Origin of the sequence: Nocardia yunnanensis (assembly GCF_003626895.1) — a bacterium.
In the GTDB taxonomy this organism is placed as follows: Bacteria; Actinomycetota; Actinomycetes; order Mycobacteriales; family Mycobacteriaceae; genus Nocardia; species Nocardia yunnanensis.
On sequence record NZ_CP032568.1, the window covers coordinates 7586797 to 7604700 of the forward strand.

Consider the following 17904-nt stretch of genomic DNA (forward strand, 5'->3'; position numbering starts at 1 on the left):
TCACCTGCCGGATCGGCATGTCGGCAGAATGTGGTTTCGACAATCTGTCCAGTTAGCCATGGGAGAGCTGTGAACGCGGGAATTCCGGTCCGATGGGTGCTGTCGCAACCGGAGCTGGGACTGGTGCTGCGCGGCGGCGGTGACGGCCTGGGCCGGGCGGTCACCCTGGTGCTCACCTCGGAGCTGGCCGAGCCGCAGCAGTGGATGTCCGGCGGCGAGCTGGTGCTCACCACCGGAATGGGATTGCCGCTCGGTCGCGCGGACCGGGTGCGGTATCTGGAGGATCTGCACGCGGTCGGGATCGCCGGCGTCGGGTTCGGCATCGGGCTGTCCTACGAGACCGTGCCGGAGGATCTGATCGAGACGGCCGATCGGCTGGGACTGCCGCTGTTCGAGGTGCCGCTGCCGACGCCGTTCGGCGCGATCACCAAGAAGGTCATGCAGCGGCTGGCCGATCAGGAGTACGAGAAGGTGCTGCGGGCCTCCCGCGCGCAGCCGCGCCTGACCCGCGCGGCCATTCAGGGCCCGCGGGCGCTGAGCAAGGAGCTGGCGGCCGCGCTCTCGGCGACCGTGCTGGTGATCGGAGCCGACGGCACGATCTCCGAGGCGCAGCCGCGCAAACCCGCCGCCGGGATGCTGGAGCGAATCGAGGAGTTCCTGGGTACGCGCGGCGACGGCGCGGGCAGCGGCGTCATCCAGGTGAGTTCCGGGCAATACATTGTGGTGCAAGCGATTACGGCCGGACAGACGGTGCACGGGCATGTCGCGGTGGTGACCGAGGGGGCGTTGAGTTCCGTCGATCAGGTACTGCTCGGACATGCCAGCTCGCTGCTGGCCCTCGACTTCGAGAAGCCGGCCCGGCTGCGCATCGCCCAGAACCGGCTCAACGCGCAGGCCATGGCCATGCTGCTGGCCGAACCGGGCGATCCGGACAGCATGTGGCAGCTGCTGGCCACCGCCGCGGATCGCACCGGCCGCGTGCGTGCGCTGGTGCTGCGCTGCGCCTCCCGCGATGCGGCGGAGCGGGCATTGGAAACCGTTGACGCGCAACTGCATCCGCTAAACCGGCAGCTGTTCGCGCACATCGCGGGGGATCGGGTCGCGGTGCTGCTGTCGGGCTCCGATTCCGACGACACCGCCGAACAACTGCTGACCGGGATGCCCGCGCCGGTGCGCGCCACCCTGCGCGCGGGCCTGAGCGCCCCGCAACCGTTGCGCCGCTTCACTGCCGCCGTCGAGCACGCCGAGCTGGCGGCCTCCGCCGCGCTGCCCGGAGCTCGGCCGCTCGAGCTGGCGGCGTCGGCCGGCCATGCGCTCCTGGCGTTCCCGGAGGCGCAGCGGGTGCTGGGCGCGGTCTCCGAGGCCATGCTGCAACCGCTCGTCGACTACGACGAGCGCAACGGCACCGACCTCATCGGCTCCCTGCGCGCCTACCTCGAGGCGCACGGGCAGTGGGAGACCGCCGCCAATGTCCTCGGCGTGCACCGGCATACGCTGCGCAGCCGAGTCGCGAAGATCGAATCGGTCCTCGGCTGCCAGCTCGATCAGGCGCTGGTGCGCGCCGAACTGCTGCTCGCGGTCATCGCCCGCCGCTGACCGCCGCGGCGGCCAGTTCGGCGTTCACCACGCACAACCGGGCGATATCGACCGTGCCCGAGCGGTGCAGCAGGGCGACCAGCTCGATGAGTCGGCCGGCGGCGGGGCTGTCCTTCCAGCGCGCGATGTGGTCGCGGGCGACATCGTTGGCGGTGGCGTCGGCCAGGATCGCGGCCACCAGTGTGTGCCAACGCGATTGCAGCTCCTCCCCCAGGACGGTGGCGGCCAGGGTCTCCCAATGGTCGGCGGTGCGGGTGGTGGCGAAGGTGGCTGCCAGGCGGTCGAGGCCGATGAGTTCGCCCAGCTCCCGGTAGGTTTGCGCGACCAGCGCCACGGGGAGGCCGGTGCGGCGTGCGGTGTCGCTCAAGGGCAGGGCCTGCGACAGCAGTCGCAGGTTGGCCTGGTTGCGGCCCGGATGGCCGCCCGGGCGGGGGAGTACCGCGGTGAGTTCGGCGACCAGCGGTGCGTGATGGGCGATTTCGGCCGACCAGCTGTCCGTGCGGCGGTGCGTGAGCAGCCATCCGGCGGCCTGTTCCACCGCGTCCTGAATGCCCTTGAGCAAGCCCATGCGGACCTGCGGCGGCACACCCGGCAGCGCCAAAGCCTCCCGCCACCAGCGATCCACCTCGAGCACCTCGTCGACGACCGTGCAGGCCAGCACGATCTGCGGGGTGTCCACGCCGAGGCGTTCCTCCAGGCGGTGGATCAGGCCCGGGCCGACCCGGTTGATCACCCGGTTGGCGGCGGCCACCGCGACGATCTCGCGCGCGACCGGGTGCGCGGCCAGCCTGCGGTCGCCCAGCAGGGTGCGCACGGATTCGGGGAAGTACCCGGCCAGCAGCCCGGCCACCACCGGGTCGTGCGGCGCTTCGGAATTCAGCAGCTCGTCGCGGACCAGATTCTTGGCCGTGGCCAGCAGCACCGCGATCTCCGGGCGGACCAGGCCCTGACCGGCGCGGTGGCGGGCGGCGAGTTCCGCTGGGGCGGGCAGGAATTCGGCGGAGCGCTGCAAGCCCGTCGCCTGTTCCAGATTCTCGATCAGACGGCCGTGGCGATCGACGAGGAAGGGGGCGTGCGCTTCGGCCAGGCTGATGGCCAGGGCCTGGGCGTCGCAGTCGGCGAGCACGGCGCGCACCACCTCGTCGGCGTTGGCCGCCAGCAGGGCGTCACGCTCGGCCACCGTCGAAAGACCCTCTGCCACGGCGGCATTCAAGGCGATCTTGAGATTCACCTCGCGGTCGGAGGTGGCGACGCCGCCCGCATTGTCGATGAAGTCGGCGTTCACCTTGCCGCCCGCGATGGCGAATTCGATCCGGGCCTGCTGAGTGAGGCCCAGGTTGCCGCCCTCCCCGATCACCCGGCAGCGCAGCCGATCCGCGGTCACCCGCACCTCGTCGTTGGACGGGTCGGCGACCTCGGCGTCGAGTTCGCCGCCGGCCCGCACATAGGTGCCGATGCCGCCGTTGAACAGCAGATCGACCTGCGCGCACAGCATGGCGCGAATCAGTTGCGGCGCGGTCATTTCCGTCTCGTCGACACCCAGCAGCAAGCGCGCCTGCGGTGAGAGCGGGATCGACTTCGCGGTGCGCGGCCAGACGCCGCCGCCCTCGGAGATGAGGGCCGGGTCGTAATCGGCCCAGCTGCTGCGCTCCAGCGCGGCCAGCCTGGTGCGTTCGCGATGCGAGGTCGCCGGGTCCGGATTGGGGTCGAGGAAGATGTGGCGGTGGTCGAACGCCGCCACCAGGCGCAGGCATTCGGTCTCGAGCATGCCGTTGCCGAAGACGTCACCGGACATGTCGCCGATCCCGACCACGGTGAACGGCTGGGTGTCCGGGTCGATGCCGAGTTCGGCGAAATGGCCGCGAATCGAACGCCACGCGCCGCGCGCGGTGATGCCGAGGGCCTTGTGGTCGTAGCCGGTGGAACCGCCGGAGGCGAACGCGTCGCCGAGCCAGAAATTACGCGCTACCGCAAGGGAATTCGCCAGATCCGAGAAGCGTGCGGTGCCCTTGTCGGCGGCCACCACCAGGTAGGGGTCCGGGTCGTCGTAGACCACCGTCGCCGGCGGGGAGGTGGGGACGCCGTCGACGACATTGTCGGTGACGTCGAGCAGGCCGCCGATGAACGCGGCGTAGGCGAATTCGACCGCGGCCGCGTCGATGTGGCCGCCGCGCACCACGAACGCGCCCTTCGCGCCCATCGGGACGATCACCGAGTTCTTGACCGTCTGGGTCTTCATCAGCGCCAGGACCTCGGTGCGGAAATCGTCCACCCGGTCCGACCAGCGCAGGCCGCCGCGCGCGATGACACCGCCGCGCACGTGGCTGCCCTCCACCTTCGTGGAATGCACGAAGATCTCGCGGTAAGGGGTGATCGGCCCGGTCAGCGACAGCCGCGACGGGTCGATCTTGAAGGCGGCGACCGCCCGGTCCGGCTGGAACCAGTTGGTGCGCAACAGCGCCGTGCAGAAGGTGTACAGCCCGCGCAGCAGCTGATCCTCCGGCCGGGTCGCCGCGGCCTCCAGGCGACGGCGCACCTCCGCCTCGGCCAGCTCCGCCGCCGCGGCTCGATCCGGCTCCAGGGGATCGAAGCGGGCATGGAACAGCGACACGAACGCGCGCACGAAATCCGCGTGGGCGGTGAGGATTTCGGTGATGGTCGGGCCGCTCAGCGGCAGTCCGGCCTGCCGCAGGTACCGGCACGACGCCCGCACCAGCACGGCGTCGCGCCAGCTCAAACCGGCGGTGGCGACGAGGCCGGTGTAGCCGTCGATCTCGAAATCGCCCGCGACCGCGGCCAGGAACGCCTCGGCCAGCAGTTCGGCCGTCTGCTCGGTCGGCGCGAGGCCGTCGGACCGGAACGTGAACAGCTGCTCGATGCCGTCCCCTTTTGCGCTCACCTCGTGGGTGATCACGTGCAGCCCCAACGCCGAGAAAATCCCGATCAACTCGGTCAGCGACGGCCCGCCGCCGTTCGAGGTCAGCCGCGCCCGGGGCGGCTGCGCGCCGGGATCGAACTCCAGCCGCGGCGCGGCCGACCCCCGATCCTGGTCCAGCGTGCCGACCCCTGCTGCGCGACTCATCCGAATCAACTCCCTGCGTGACCGTGGTGGTTTCGCGATCAATCTGCCCCACGGAGACGCGCGACACAGTGGCCGATCCGGAGTGTGGCCGCGACCACGGCACACCGAAACGTCCATACCCCGGCGTTCTCGGGCCCCGGACGTGCTCACCCGATCAGCGACGCCTCCATCAGCACCGCGAAAACCGCCGCGTCCCACACATCCACCTCGACGTCACCGAGAATCGCGTCCAGAATCGGAGCCCGCACCAAACTCCCGGACCCATAGTGCCCCTCGGCCCGAGCACTCGCGATCACCGCGTACACCGCCGCCGCATAAACAGCCGACCGCCCCGCGATCACACACCCCCCGCCCGCCTCGTACGCGCGCAACCGCTCCTCCACCGCGTCGATGACCTCCCGCAGCACCCGAATCTCGACCTCCCGCATGGTCTCCATGTCAGACCCTCCAGGGCGGCCGGGGCGCCCGCTTCCCGATCCGCACCAGGTACGTCTTCGCCTGTAACTTGGCCGCGCACACGGTAATCGGACACTCGGCGTGCTCCCGTAGCGCGCGCAGCGCCGCACCTTCAGTCATCACCGGCAGGGCGGAATGCCCGGTCGCTGGAAGCCCGAACATCGTTGGAACCTCCCGTGTTTCGGGGAAATGTTGGTGAGACCAGGAGAGCACGCCGAATGCGCCTACATAGGTGGGAATTGGATATTCAGATGAAGTCGGCCAAAAGGCCATGATGCGATGCGGATTCGCGGACAATGGTGAGGCAGATTTCAGCCGGTTGTCTATTCACATTCTGGAGAGCTACCGATGGCCGAGATTGACGAGGGTGCGTCGCCGACCCTGATGAGGCGGCAGCTCGGGCGGTTCCTGCGCGAAGCGCGGGAAGGGCGAGGATTGTCGATTGCCAACGCCGCCAAGGAAGTCCAGCTCAGTTTCAACGCGCTACAGCGGCTCGAGACCGGCCGCACCGTGAATCCGCGCAGGCAGGACGTACGTGAGTTGTGCTTGCTCTACGAGGTGGACGACCAGGAGACAGAGAGGGCGGTCGGTTTGGCATCGCGGGCCGCAGCAGCGAAGGACGACAGTGGCGTGACATCCCTGGGCGGTCTCTTCTCTGATGCCTTCAATATGTATGTCGGGATGGAGCGTTCGGCCAGAAGGCTCGTGTCGTATCAGGAATTGGTGCCTGGTTTGCTACAGACCGCCGCGTATGCGCGCGCGATGATCCGAGCTTTTTACACCGCCGGTTCCGAAGAGGACATCGAGCGGCGGGTGCAGGTTCGCATGGATCGGCAAATCGTGGTCACCCGCAAGACCCGGCCGCTGACGTTGGAAGTCCTTCTGCACGAATCGACATTGCATCGGGTCGTAGGTGGGCCGGACGTCATGGCAGCCCAACTGCGCGAGCTGGCCGAAGCGAGCAAGAGACCCAATGTCTCGCTGCGGGTCCATCCATTCTCCGCAGGCTTCGTCTGGGGCCTGCCGGCCGTCCCATTTGTCTTGTTGGACTTCGGAACCGACAAGAAGGGTGCCGTCATCGAGCCGCCCATCGTCTACCTCGACGGCGCGATGAGTAGCGATCTCTACATCGAAAAGCGCGAAGTCGTCGAGCGCTACCATGAGTTCGCCGAGGCTGTCCGGCAAACAGCGCTCGACGAGACCCAGTCGCGAGACCTGCTACGGCAGGTGGCAAGGAGATTCGACAGTGACCGCTGACCCGTCTGGTGCCCACTGGTTCAAGAGCAGCTACAGCGAATCCAGCGGCCAGTGCGTGGAAGTCGCCTTCCTCCCCAACGGCACCACCGCCGTCCGCGACTCCAAAAACCCCACCGGCCCCACCCTCACCTTCACCCATGCCGAGTGGTCCGCCTTCCTCTCCACCCTCTAACCGCTGAGTGGCACACCAGCGAGGCAAATTCGGGCAAATCCCCCCGCTGGTGTGCCACTCAACGGGGTTGAGGGCGCGACTTTTCGAGGTGGGTGGGGTGGGGGGAAGGTTGGCGGGATGATGGCTGGATGGGGGACGACGGGTGGGCTTTCAAGGGGAGTGCGGCGGTTTCGGCGGGGGAGCGGACGGAGTGGGGTGTGCGCACCGGGTGTGTGCGGATTGCGCCCGATACCTATGTGGTGAAGGGTGTTTCGCTTGACGCTCGCGGGCGGGCGCAGGCGGCGCTCGAGTGGGGTGGGGATGGAGCCGTGCTCGCCGGGTGTTCGGCCGCGGTGATGGTGGGGGCGCGGTGGATGGAGGATCGGCCTGCGGAAGTGGTGGTGCCGCGCCGGGCTCGGCCGCCGGCGGATGTGCTCGTCTATCGGGATGTCATACCGGAGGAAGAGATCATCGAGGTGGGGGGTCTGCGGTGTACGGCGCCCGCGCGGACGGCCTTCGACCTGGCGCGCCGCCAGCGATTCGGTGCCGCGATCGAGTTGCTGGATTCCCTCTTCCACGCGACCGGGCTGACAGCGGCCGACGTGGAAGCGGTTGCCGCCTGCCATCCGCACACGCGCAACTGCCGAAACCTCCCGAGGGTGCTGTCGTACGTTGATGGCGGAGCCGAATCGATTCCCGAGACTCGAACGCGACTGCTGTTGCAGCGGGCAGGCTTTCCGAAGCCAACCACTCAAATCCGCATCGAACGCGACGGCATCGCGTTCGCCCGAATCGATATGGGTTGGCCCCGTTGGAAAGTCGGCGTCGAATACGAGGGCGCGCAGCACTGGACCACCCCCGCCCAATTCACCCACGACATCGACCGCTACCACGCCCTGTCCACCCTGGGTTGGCTCATCATCCGCGTCTCCGCCACCCACCTCGCCCACCCCGAAATCATCCTCCCCCGCATCTCCGACGCCCTCCACCACCACGGCTATCCCCGCTGAGTGGCACACCAGCGCGGGGATTCGGACAAAATCCCGCGCTGGTGTGCCACTCAGCGGGGAGATTGGTGGGGGGTGGTGAGGACGACCGTGTTGCCGCCGGATTGTTTGGCTTGGTACATGGCGGCGTCGGAGCGGTGGAGGGCGGTGTCGAGGATTTGGCTGGCGTATTCGCAGCGGAGGGAGGCGGGGGAGAGGGTGGTGGCGCCGACGCTCGCGGTGATGGGGACGGGGAGGTCGGTGATGGCGGCGATGGCTTGGCGGAGGGATTCGGCGGCGTGGGAGGCGGTGGCGGTGGGGATGCGGCCCACGAGGGTGAATTCCTCGCCGCCGGTGCGGGCTACCAGGAAGTCGGGTTGGGCGGCTTCGAGTTGGGCGGCGGTGCGGACCAGGGCGCGGTCGCCGACGGTGTGGCCGAAGCGGTCGTTGACCGCCTTGAAGCGGTCGAGGTCGATCGAGATGGCGACGATGTCGCCGGAGTGGGCGGCGGCGGCCAGTCCGGGCAGGTAGTAGTGCAGGCCGCGCCGATTGAGCAGGCCGGTGAGGGGATCCGACAGGGTGTCCATGCGCAGCAGCCAGTAGCAGAAGTGCAGGGTCGGCAGGATGAGGACGGTGGCGGCGGACATGATGAGCACGATCGCGAGCGCCAGAGGCGTGTCGTCGATCGGGGTGCCGGATTTGAGGCGGGCGGTCAGTAGCAGGATCGACAGCAGCGACCAGGCGGAATGCGCCGCAAGCGCTTTCGAGCAGTGGAAGATGCAGATGTACGCGCCGGTCACCACCAGCAGGGTGGCGCCGACGGTGCCGTACACGCGGTCACGATCCAGCAGGCAGGCGGCGGTGATCGCGATATCCGCCGCGGCCAGCCAGACCAGTGATTCGCGTGCCGACGGCCAGGGCGGCCGCCACCAACGCAGGGACCAGGCCGCGGCCAGCGTCGCGACGAGAACGAACACGATCCGGCCGAACACATCCGACGGTCCGGCCGACGACAGCAGAGTCAAGATCGTGACCGCGCACAGGACCGCACCCCCGAGCGCGACGATGCCCCGCACCAGGGGCAGCGCCGAAGCGGACGTCAAAGTCCGGATCAGGCCCTGATAGTCGGCGGGATCCTGCCACCACCGTCGAACCAGCGAACGACTGTTTCCCATTGCCCGAGCCTCGCGAGAAGATGCCAGCGTGTGGATGTGCTCGGCAGACTTGCGCCGAGCCACTCTCGTTCATTCGTCAGCGAACTGTGCCGGGGCGTCGTCGCACCGGCTCCGGGTGATCAACAACTGTCCTTCAGGCTGCCATGGCGGAGGCGTCGATGCACGCCTGGCGGTTCATGCCGCGTCGGCGGGTCCCGGGCGGCGTGGTGACGGGACGACCGCGGTGGCGAGGCGGCGGCGCAGTCGCCGGGGTAGCGCCAGGAAGAGCCGGGTCATCGCGGCGGTGGTGCCCGGGAGATCGTCGCGGCCCGACAGGTAGGCGCGCTGCGTCTCGACGGGCAGTGCGAAGAAGGCGTCGAAGAACAGCGGGAGGTCGGCCGGGGGCAAGGCCAGCAGAGCGCGTAATCCGGCTTGGCGCAACAGATGTACCGCGCGCGCGGCACCTGGCCAGATCGAGTCACCGGCGACGACGGCGTCCGCCAGCCGCAGCGCCGTCGCGACGCTGTAGCCGGTGGCCGGATGGGTGAGCGCACCCGCCGCACCGAACGCGGCCGTCGTGGCGCGGCCGCCGTGTACCGGGAAACGCACCCGTTCGATCGGTTCTACGCCGGTGAGAACGATTCCGCGAGAACGCAATCGGTGCCGCAGGCGCTCACGCAGAGTGTCGAGGGGCAGCGCCGGTCGTCCGGCCAGGCAGGTCTCCTCCAGCAGGACACGGTCTCGGTCCAGGGGCACCGCGTACAGGAACGACCGGGGCTCATCGGCGGCGGCGCCGTTGTCGTCGCGCCAGTCCATGAAGTAGGTGTCCGGCCACTGCGCGCGATCGGTGATCACCCCGAAAGCGGTCTGCTCGGCCAGTTTCGCGGAACGGCCGATGCCGCGGGCGTCGATGACGCGCGCAGCGGGCAGCACCTGCCCGGAGGCCAGCCGCACCGAGGGCAGATCGAGTCCGTGCGTGGTGTGGCGGGCGGCGCGGGTGATCTCGGTGACCCGGTCCTCCAGCAGTCGCGCGCCGGACACGTCCAGCGAATCTTGCAGGGCGGCAGTGTCGAACACGACGTAGCGGCGATCGAGCTCGATCCGCCGCTGCGTCCAGGCGACCGGCCGGTCGATCGTGACGGCGACGGCCTGCGGCGCGAGCCACTGCGGCAGCTCGTCGGCCCAGGCCGCGTAGGTGGCCGTCCAGCGCCGCCGCGGCTTCGGATCGACGAGGGTGACCGTGAGCCCGTGCGCGAGCGCGCGATGGGCGAGGGCACGGCCCGCGGGGCCCGCACCGCAGATGAGCAGATCGTCGGTCACTCCGTGATTGGATCATGCCGCGCGGTCCGCCTACGCTTCGGGAAGCTATGCCGGGCCGGGGAGGATCCGGATGGGCCGTGAAAGGTGAGTAGATGAGTTATCCACCCGCTGGTGGCGATCCGAATGCGCCTGGGCAGCAACCGAATCCGGAATGGTGGGACCAGCCCGCGCAGCAGGCGGGGCAGCAGCCGGTCGACCAGGCGTCGCAGGAGACCAAGCTGAACTGGGCCGCGCAACCGGGTGGACTGCCGCAGGATCAGGGGTACGGCGCGCCCTCGGGCTACGCGCAGTCCGGCGGGTATCCGCAGGCCACCGGGCCTGGCATGCAGCCCGGTCAGGCGCCGGGGTTCGCGCCACCGGTGGGATACGGGCAGCAGCCGGGTTATGGGCAGCCGGGATTCCCGCCGCCACGGAAATCGAACACCGGCTTGATCATCGGCATCGTGCTGGGCGCGGTGGTGCTGCTGGCGATCGCGGCCGGCGCGATCGTGCTCGTCGCCAAGAAGGACGATTCCGCGCAGGTCGCCGCGACGACCACGACCGCGGCCCAGCTGACCGCCCCCGCCACGACCCGCAAGGGCGCGCCGACCACCAGCAAGGCCGCGCCCGCGGGCAAACGCTTCAGTTACACCGAGTACGGCAAGGATTGGGACTACAAGTTCGGCGGCGTCGCGCTGCAGGCCAAATACGTCTCCGGCCGCGACTACGACACCTGCGCGCCCATCGAGGACGCGGGCAAGCTGACCGGACTCGGCTGCAAGTACGCCTCGGAGATGGCGTGGAAGTCCGAGAACGGCGGGCTCATGCTCACCCAGTTGGTGCTCACCATGGCCGATGTGGACAAGGCGGCCAGTGCGGTCGACTCCTTCGACGATCAGGATCTGGTCCTGCCCGACGGCAGCTACATCGCCGATTTCGAGGTCGGCAAATGGATGAACGGGGAGCAGGGCACGTTCCTGGTCGTCACCGAGGTGACCACCACCGCCGCGGTCGACGAGCCCACCGCCGAGAAGTACCTGGAGAACCGGCACAACGACACGGTGGGGGCGCTGGGCTTCCGCTGACCTTCGACCACGTCTCGTGCCCGGCGCCGAATCACGGTGCCGGGCACGATGTTTCGACGACTCAGATGCCGCCGGTGGCGAGCAGGCCGCCGTCCACGCGCACGGTCGTGCCGGTGATCCACGCAGACTCGTCCGACGCCAGGAACCCGATCAGCGCCGCCACATCCTCCGGCGTCCCCAGCCGCTTCATCGGATACACCGCCGCCGCGGCCTCCTCGTCGGCCGAGTACAGCGCATCCGCGAACTTGGTCTTGATGACGCCCGGCGCCACCGCGTTCACCCGGATCTTGGGCCCCAGCTGCCACGACAGCTCCTCGGTGAGCCGGATCAGCGCCGCCTTCGACGCGCCGTAGGCGGCGATGACCCCGGTCGAGCGCAGCCCCGCGACACTGGCCACATTGACCACCGCGCCGCCGTGCTCACCCATCCACGCCTTGTACGCCTCCTGCACATACCCCAGCGCCGCAACGACATTCACGTCGAAGATCTTGCGCACGGCCTCCAGATCGGCCTCCATCAACGCCCCGTACACCGGATTGATCCCGGTGTTGTTGATCAGCACATCCAGCGACCCGAACTGCTCCACCGCGGTCCGCACCTGCTGCGCCCGCGCCGCCGCGTCCCCCGAATTCCCCGCGACCGCCACCACCTTCCCCGCATGCCCCAACCCCCGCAGCTTCTCCGCGGCCGCCTCCAACGGCTCCGCCTTCCGCGCCGAGATCACCACATCGGCCCCCCGCCCCAGCAGTTCGGCCGCCACCGCGAACCCGATACCCCGGCTGGCCCCGGTCACCAACGCACTCTTGCCCACCAAGTCGTCACTCATGTGACGGCACGTTACTTCAGTCCCGTGATCTGGGTGAATTCGCCCCATGTAGGGGTTCATGCACTCACAGTAACCCGGTGCTGCAGTCGCATGGAAGGACGAATTCGGTTCAATCACATACGGATCAGGCGGAGGTGTTCTGGGCCGCGTGGTTGACGCGGGCCAGTGGGTGCGATTCGCCAGTTATCGCGGTCAGCGCCTCGGCGACCTCGGGGAGTGAGGCGCGGACGTAGGTGTAGGTGGCGCCGTCCGATCGCGTGGGTTCGAGGTGGCCGGCGTAGGCGCGGGCAACGGCGTAGCCGAATTCCCGTTCGACGAAGGTGAGAGTCGTATACCGCAGCCAGTGTGCGCTGACCTGCATGGTGGCGGCCCAGGCCAGCTGTTCCCGAATCCTGCCAGTCAGATAGTCATAGCGCTACGCCCGACCGGCCTTCCATTGCGGTACCGCAGGACCTGCCTCGTCGTCGCCGGTCCGCCTCGTCTGCGCACATGCTCCGAAAGCCTCCTCATCAGCGAGGGCGAGATCGGCTGCCAGCGTTCCGTTTCGCCCTTCTCACGCAGCTTGATGAGGCACTCGTCAACATTGAGGTCATCGACGGTCAGTGCCAGGACCCCGCCTTTGCGGCAAGCGGTTTCGACGTGAAGACGCACGATCAACGAATCGAGCTCTTGGTCGTTCCCTGTCGTCGAGGCGATCTTGCCGATCTCTCGGACCTGCTCGAAGGTCAGCGCGTGTCTGGTGCTGGGAAGCTTGCGGGGCTTCGCCGCATCCGTAGCAGGATTCTCCGACGGGCGGATGATCCGGTCGGATTCGGCGTGGCGGTAGATGCACCTGATGGCGGCGACCATGTTTGCCGCTGCCCCGCGCCCGCCGCGATAGTTGGATCGGACTATGGCAGAGCAACGCCGGTTTCTCACCAGTTGGTCAATTTCCGTGGTGGTCGGAGAATCAAGACGACGATCGGGCCATTCACGCTCCAGGACTCGCCAATACGAGTCATAGGTCCGGACTGTGGTTTCCGGAAGCGCGGCGCGCAGGCGGCTGATGTATGCGGCGAACGTCGGGGTTTCCCCGTGCAGCCCGCACTCAGAGCCTTGCTCGCTCCGAAGATGAGCCAATACGCGAAGCGCATAATCGATGTCGTCGACGTCCGCCACGCTCAGGTCCAGAGATCTGATTGGTAGCGCCAGAGCGCTGAAGCGAGCACAGGCGTCGAGTAGACAACCAGAATAGAGCGCGTTAGCGCTGCCGCGATAAGTACGCGGTCACCGGTGAACAGGTCGCACGCGTGCCGAACTTTCGCGGGTAGGACAAGGTACCCGTTGAGGCGAACTGTCCATCGGCGGTCGGGTGATGGCTTTAAAACCGCCACACGGTCTTTGACAGCAATGGAAATACCTTGACCGCCAGCCCAACCGAGTACCCGAAGCGCCGATCGATCGGATAATCGCCCACGGCCATCGATAGTTGCCACGGCGCAGTAGAGGTCGTCGGCCGGGCTCTCCTGCAGCGGGTCGGGATACGCGATTGCAATGCTGGCCCGATGCTTCTGATTCGCCGAAAGGAAAAATCCGGCGGGTTCCCACCAGTCAGCAAGAGGAGCTCGATCAGCATCGTCGTAGGACTTCATGAAGAGCCTCCCTTGCGACGATGTCGAGATGGTCTATGAGACGGTGCCCATCCTAGATCTGTTGCTACATCTTGCGGAATCTTGCGGTTGCGTCCAAATGTAGATTCGCTGAGTATGTGCGATCAATAATGATTTCAATTGACATATGGGATTTGGCTATTCGTTTGGGAATTGGATCTGGGTGCTGGGACGTGGTCGGTGCGCGGCAGGTGCGGTGGGGGTGGGCGGTGTGGCTCAGGTGCGTCCGCGCAGACTGCGTTGATGATTGCCAGGTTCACGGTGTACCAGAGTGGGTACGTCGGAGCTCTTCCGGGAGGGCCCGTCAGAGGCTGGAATTAGTTCCCCGCCAGCAGTTTTCGCCATTCGGCGACTGCCCTGCAGTTCCCGCTGTTTCCTGCAGATTCCCGCATTCGGGCTCTCAAACATGGAGCCAAAAATGGAGTCCGATTCCCGCTGGTTCCCGCGTAGTCGTCGACCTCGAATACGGTGGGGATATCGGCTTACGGGAGGGCGGTCTCACTTGCCATCCTAAGTCCGGGACGCCTCGCTGATCACCCTGAGCCAGTGTGCGAGCTCCTCGCTGGTGCGTGCGTTCACGGTCGGGAACGCGCCGATCACGCCGTTGCGGCAGGCCGCGACGACCAGTCGCGGGCCCGACACCAGAAACATCGGTGCGGCGATGGCGGGGATCGTCAGGCGCGGGCGGATCGCATCGAACCCGCTCATGCGCCGATCTCGCCCGCATGGCCGGTGGTGTCGATGCCTTCGCCGATCACGCGCGCGACGAGTTTGGGATCGTCGGACATCGGGACATGGCCACAGCCGGGCAGGCTCACCCACCGGTGTGGGCGGGCAGGTGTCGACGCGATTGGCACACCCCCGCCGGCAGCATCCGGTCGTGGGTGCCGAAGGCCACGGTGACCGGCACGGTGATCTCTTGTCCGCCTTCGAAACACAGCGATCGGGCATGATGCACCGCCAACCGCAGCGCGACCGCGGATCGGTCGAGGTCGCGGACCATACCGATGGCTTCGCGCTGGGGAATCCGCTCCGGGTACCGGGCCACGAGGGCCAGCCCGGCGTTGCGAACCTGCCGGATGCGCAGCACTGCCGCCCCGGGCCCGCGGGTCAGCAATGAGCCGAGCAGCAGCGCCTGGAACTGTGCGAACAGCAGCGTCGGCATGCCGCCGCGCCACAACCCGGCGGGCGCGACAGCGACCACGCTGCGTGCCATCCCACGCCGGGCGGCCTCGAGGGCGAACCAGCCGCCCATCGAATTGGCCGCCAGATCCACCGGCTCGTTCAAGCCCAGCCGCTCGAATTGCGTCGCCAGCTGCCCCATCACCCACTCCAGCGTGAAATCGATGTGCTCGGGCAAGGGTGTGCGGCCGAATCCGGGGAAGTCCAGAGCGATTACGCGCCGGCGATCGGCGAGCCGGTCCATCACCGGCAGCCAGTTGCGTGCAGTGCCGCCGGCCCCGTGCAACAACACCAGCGCGGGCCCTGAGCCTTGCTCGATGCGATTCCACACGTTCATCAGCCAGCTCCCTCGATGGCACGGCGGCAGCACCGCAAACTTCTTCCCAGCATCGCCCGAGTTCGGATGCCCCGCCACCGCCACAACGCCGAAAAACATCGGCCCGCATTGTCTTCCAGACCAAGCGCGAGTTCGAGATCACCCACGACCAGCTGCGGCTCCCCGTCTGCGGCCAGTTACCACGAACTAGCACGTTGTCAGCAACCGAGCTGGATGCCCGCTCATGTAGAGTGATCTGCTAGTGTCGTTTCATGACGCAACGAAATGATCGCATGGAACTGGCGCGTGCGGTCATGGAGCTCATCGACCAGGGACACCGTCAGATCTCCCGGCGCCTGGATCTGACCCGGGTCCGGGTGTTGGGGACGGTGGCCGCGCTCGGTCCCGTCCGTCCGAGCACGATTGCCGCCGAGCTGGGTCTCACCGCGTCCGCGACCAGCCGGCACCTCGCCGCCCTGGAGCGCGCGGGGCACCTGACGGTCGAACCTGATCCGCACGACTCCCGGACTTTCCTCGCGCGGCTGACCGACGACGGACGCGCGGAGATCACCACCACGATCCAAGCCGGAGCGGTCGTGTTCGCGGACGTCATCTCCGACTGGCCGGAGGCGGACGTGTCCACCGCACTGACTCTGATCACCCGGCTCAACCACGCTTGGGCACAGCGCGGCAAGACGTCCGGCGCCAAGCCCCAGCCCGGCACCGGGCCCCGGTGGCTCCGAGCGCGGGGCGAGGAGAACCCCCGGAAAAAGAAAGACTAGACATGCAACGATCAGCTCAGGCCGTGGTGTCGCGGACCCCGAAGTCCATCCAGGCGGCGCGGGTACTGCTGACCGCCGTAGCGATCAGCCATGTGGTCGTGCCCATGTTGATGAGCGTCGACCAGAGCGCCCTGCGCAACCAGATCGCAACCCAGCACCCGGATTTCGACGCGGGCGAGGTTGCCCGGTCAGCCGACATCGCTGTGACTTCCGGAGCCGTCTTCCACGGCATCCTCCTGTCGCTGTGCGCACTGCTGGTGTGGAAACTGGCCACCGCGCGGCCGTGGACACGTCGACTCGCCACGGTGTCCCAGCTGCTGTCGGTGGTGTTCAGCGTCGTGTCCTGGTCGTCCTCGTCGATGTTTCACACTGTGATCCCGATCATCTGCGCCGCGCAGGTACTCACCGTCGCCCTGCTCTGGTTTCCCTCGACAGCGAGGGAATTCTTCGCCAAGCGCTCTTGAACGCAAGCTTCTGCCGGCGGGCTGTCGCATCGTACGAAGGTCGTCGCCAGCGGATTGCTGTGGCGGCCAGTCAGCTCCCCAGCAAGTGGCCGTCCATGGGGGGATTCCAACTGGCCGCTGACAGGGTGCCAAGTCTCAGTGTGACTCGTCATCACGATGTCAGTAGCAATTCGTCATGGCAATGTCAGTGAATCCTGGTTTCTTGCCGGCGGGTACGTGGTCGAATGCTGGCAGTGCTCTGACGGTGGTGCCTGACCGGGTTGTGGTGCGGGCCAAAGTTTTCCGGAAGGTTGTTCAGGTGGTCGACACGGCGGGTCGTGCTTTGCGGCAGGCGGCCGTGGACCGGTTGGCCGTGCTGGATCAGTACGGGGATCTGACCAGCGAGCATGTGCGGTTGACCGCGCAGACGCTGGGTGTGGCGGAGCGGACGGTGTGGCGGTGGGTGGCCGCGCGCCGGGCGGCGACGCCGATGGCGCACGAGCGGGAGCGGTTCCGGCTCGATGAGCAGTTGCGGATCAGGCTGGCGTACTGGCGCGGTAACGCCTCGGCGCTGCATCGGGAGCTGAGGGCGCGGGAGCGTAGCGGTGGGCCGTCGGCCCCGAGTTTGTCGACGTTGCATCTGTCGTCGATCGACCGTGCCCTACGTCATCGGCAGAACCTGGGTCCGCGGCGGGCATATACCCCTACCCTCGGCACATGGCGACGAAGCGGATCGGTCAAGTGTCGGTTCGAGCGAGGATCGCGGGGTGTGTGCTGATCGTCGGGCTTGCTCTGACAGCGTGCGATTCCAGCGACTCCTCGACGGCCAAGGTGACGACGAGTGTGCCGCTCACTCCGCTCGATCAGTCCGTGACCGTCGCCGACAAAGATGGAGTCAGCGCCAAGTACACGCTGAACACCTATCGGCTCACGCCCGACATGACCGGGCTGGGCCACAAGATCGTCCTCGACGTGACGGTCACCGATACATCCTCGGCACCGTTCGAATATGACGAGGACAATTTCGTGTGGACCTACCCGCCGTGCGGTCCGATCAAGGCCGGTGACCTCCTGCCCCTCCTGGGAGGGGCGATGCTCAACGAAAACTACACCTCGTTCATGCCGCCGCAGCCGCTGCGCATCGGCACCCTCCAACCGGGCGAAAGCGCCAACGGGTTGGTGATCATGCAGGCCGGGGGGCAGGGACCTTACTGTCTGTACATCGATCTCGACAATCACTTCTCGACCCCCTGGGAACTGCCCCAACAGTGAGGTGATCTCATCAACTTCGGTGTGTGCTTGAGGGATTCGGGCATTCGGGAGTTTCGGGACTTGCCCGGACACAGGCGTGGAGTCCCAGGTAGACCGGTTTTCTCCCACAGAATTCCGATGCCTGAAGGACTCCACGTGATCGCCTATCGTGCCATGCTCGACGTGTCCCGGGAGCTGGTCTGCCATGTTTCCCGGTTGCTGGCCGCCCAACGGCGAGCCCGGGGCACCCGCCGCGGTGCCCGGGCGCTGACACCGTTTCGGCAGGCGATGTTCGTGCTGGCCTGGTTCCGTAAACGCGAGGACATCGCGGTGCTGGGCGCAGGTTTCGGTATCAGCCGCTCGACCGCCTAGGTGGGGAATAAATACGC

At 67.4% G+C, this 17904-nt stretch carries 20 protein-coding genes; 10 read left to right on the forward strand and 10 right to left on the reverse strand.

Annotated elements, in window-relative coordinates; genetic code table 11:
* Window positions 1–69: 69 nt before the first annotated feature.
* On the forward strand, window positions 70–1596 hold the full coding sequence (locus D7D52_RS35710; protein WP_246023529.1) for a PucR family transcriptional regulator: 1527 nt from the start codon (window positions 70–72) through the stop codon (window positions 1594–1596).
* Here D7D52_RS35710 and D7D52_RS35715 read toward each other — a convergent pair.
* Both D7D52_RS35715 and D7D52_RS35720 read right to left on the reverse strand, forming a co-directional pair.
* On the reverse strand, window positions 1580–4678 hold the full coding sequence (locus D7D52_RS35715; RefSeq protein ID WP_162958795.1) for an NAD-glutamate dehydrogenase domain-containing protein: 3099 nt from the start codon (window positions 4676–4678) through the stop codon (window positions 1580–1582). The genes D7D52_RS35710 and D7D52_RS35715 overlap by 17 nt on opposite strands.
* Before the next feature lie 146 nt (window positions 4679–4824).
* Window positions 4825–5115: a hypothetical protein gene (locus tag D7D52_RS35720; protein WP_120743376.1), complete on the reverse strand. Its 291-nt coding sequence runs from the start codon at window positions 5113–5115 to the stop codon at window positions 4825–4827.
* 367 nt (window positions 5116–5482) lie between these two features.
* Between D7D52_RS35720 and D7D52_RS35730 the strand changes: the two genes are divergently transcribed.
* The 3 genes from D7D52_RS35730 to D7D52_RS35740 all read left to right on the forward strand — a co-directional run bounded on the left by D7D52_RS35730 (window position 5483) and on the right by D7D52_RS35740 (window position 7552).
* Window positions 5483–6391 carry a helix-turn-helix domain-containing protein gene (locus tag D7D52_RS35730; RefSeq protein ID WP_120743378.1) on the forward strand — a complete coding sequence of 303 codons (909 nt, stop codon included), beginning with the start codon at window positions 5483–5485 and terminating at the stop codon, window positions 6389–6391.
* Window positions 6381–6563, forward strand: a complete 183-nt coding sequence (locus D7D52_RS35735) for a DUF397 domain-containing protein (RefSeq protein ID WP_162958796.1) — start codon at window positions 6381–6383, stop codon at window positions 6561–6563. The genes D7D52_RS35730 and D7D52_RS35735 overlap by 11 nt, the downstream gene beginning before the upstream one ends.
* 128 nt (window positions 6564–6691) lie before the next feature.
* Complete coding sequence (locus D7D52_RS35740) at window positions 6692–7552, forward strand: endonuclease domain-containing protein (protein WP_187703077.1); 861 nt, start codon at window positions 6692–6694, stop codon at window positions 7550–7552.
* A gap of 50 nt (window positions 7553–7602) precedes the next feature.
* Here D7D52_RS35740 and D7D52_RS35745 read toward each other — a convergent pair whose 3' ends face one another.
* Both D7D52_RS35745 and D7D52_RS35750 read right to left on the reverse strand, forming a co-directional pair.
* Window positions 7603–8703, reverse strand: coding sequence for a GGDEF domain-containing protein (locus D7D52_RS35745; RefSeq protein WP_120743381.1), 1101 nt, complete (start codon window positions 8701–8703; stop codon window positions 7603–7605).
* Window positions 8704–8877: 174 nt separating this feature from the next.
* Complete coding sequence (locus D7D52_RS35750; RefSeq protein ID WP_246023530.1) at window positions 8878–10002, reverse strand: lycopene cyclase family protein; 1125 nt, start codon at window positions 10000–10002, stop codon at window positions 8878–8880.
* Window positions 10003–10094: 92 nt separating this feature from the next.
* Here D7D52_RS35750 and D7D52_RS35755 point away from each other — a divergent pair, with 92 nt between their 5' ends.
* A complete protein-coding gene (locus D7D52_RS35755) occupies window positions 10095–11066 on the forward strand; it encodes a hypothetical protein (protein ID WP_120743382.1) in 972 nt (323 codons plus the stop codon).
* A 61-nt stretch (window positions 11067–11127) separates the two neighbouring features.
* Here the strand turns inward: D7D52_RS35755 and D7D52_RS35760 are convergent, their stop codons facing one another.
* The 6 genes from D7D52_RS35760 to D7D52_RS35775 form a co-directional block, all read right to left on the reverse strand.
* Window positions 11128–11892, reverse strand: a complete 765-nt coding sequence (locus D7D52_RS35760; protein ID WP_120743383.1) for an SDR family oxidoreductase — start codon at window positions 11890–11892, stop codon at window positions 11128–11130.
* 124 nt (window positions 11893–12016) lie between these two features.
* A complete protein-coding gene (locus D7D52_RS38875) occupies window positions 12017–12253 on the reverse strand; it encodes a hypothetical protein (RefSeq protein WP_222932738.1) in 237 nt (78 codons plus the stop codon).
* Between the two features lie 38 nt (window positions 12254–12291).
* Window positions 12292–13050 carry a tyrosine-type recombinase/integrase gene (locus D7D52_RS38880; RefSeq protein ID WP_222932739.1) on the reverse strand — a complete coding sequence of 253 codons (759 nt, stop codon included), beginning with the start codon at window positions 13048–13050 and terminating at the stop codon, window positions 12292–12294.
* Between the two features lie 2 nt (window positions 13051–13052).
* A complete protein-coding gene (locus D7D52_RS38355; protein ID WP_162958797.1) occupies window positions 13053–13523 on the reverse strand; it encodes a hypothetical protein in 471 nt (156 codons plus the stop codon).
* Between the two features lie 528 nt (window positions 13524–14051).
* The gene (locus tag D7D52_RS35770) at window positions 14052–14249 is read right to left on the reverse strand and encodes a hypothetical protein (RefSeq protein WP_342775216.1); all 198 of its coding nucleotides are present in this window, start codon (window positions 14247–14249) and stop codon (window positions 14052–14054) included.
* A gap of 106 nt (window positions 14250–14355) precedes the next feature.
* Window positions 14356–15060, reverse strand: a complete 705-nt coding sequence (locus tag D7D52_RS35775; RefSeq protein WP_162958798.1) for an alpha/beta hydrolase — start codon at window positions 15058–15060, stop codon at window positions 14356–14358.
* Between the two features lie 251 nt (window positions 15061–15311).
* Between D7D52_RS35775 and D7D52_RS35780 the strand changes: the two genes are divergently transcribed.
* The 5 genes from D7D52_RS35780 (at window position 15312) to D7D52_RS40520 (ending at window position 17887) form a co-directional block, all read left to right on the forward strand.
* Window positions 15312–15821, forward strand: a complete 510-nt coding sequence (locus D7D52_RS35780; protein ID WP_120743385.1) for a MarR family winged helix-turn-helix transcriptional regulator — start codon at window positions 15312–15314, stop codon at window positions 15819–15821.
* Between the two features lie 2 nt (window positions 15822–15823).
* The gene (locus tag D7D52_RS35785; protein WP_162958799.1) at window positions 15824–16285 is read left to right on the forward strand and encodes a hypothetical protein; all 462 of its coding nucleotides are present in this window, start codon (window positions 15824–15826) and stop codon (window positions 16283–16285) included.
* 175 nt (window positions 16286–16460) lie between these two features.
* Window positions 16461–17042: a hypothetical protein gene (locus tag D7D52_RS39695; RefSeq protein ID WP_246023531.1), complete on the forward strand. Its 582-nt coding sequence runs from the start codon at window positions 16461–16463 to the stop codon at window positions 17040–17042.
* A complete protein-coding gene (locus D7D52_RS35795; RefSeq protein WP_120743387.1) occupies window positions 17036–17536 on the forward strand; it encodes a hypothetical protein in 501 nt (166 codons plus the stop codon). The genes D7D52_RS39695 and D7D52_RS35795 overlap by 7 nt, the downstream gene beginning before the upstream one ends.
* Before the next feature lie 135 nt (window positions 17537–17671).
* Window positions 17672–17887 (forward strand): helix-turn-helix domain-containing protein, encoded by a 216-nt coding sequence (locus D7D52_RS40520; protein WP_187703078.1) that lies wholly within the window; start codon window positions 17672–17674, stop codon window positions 17885–17887.
* Window positions 17888–17904: the final 17 nt, after the last annotated feature.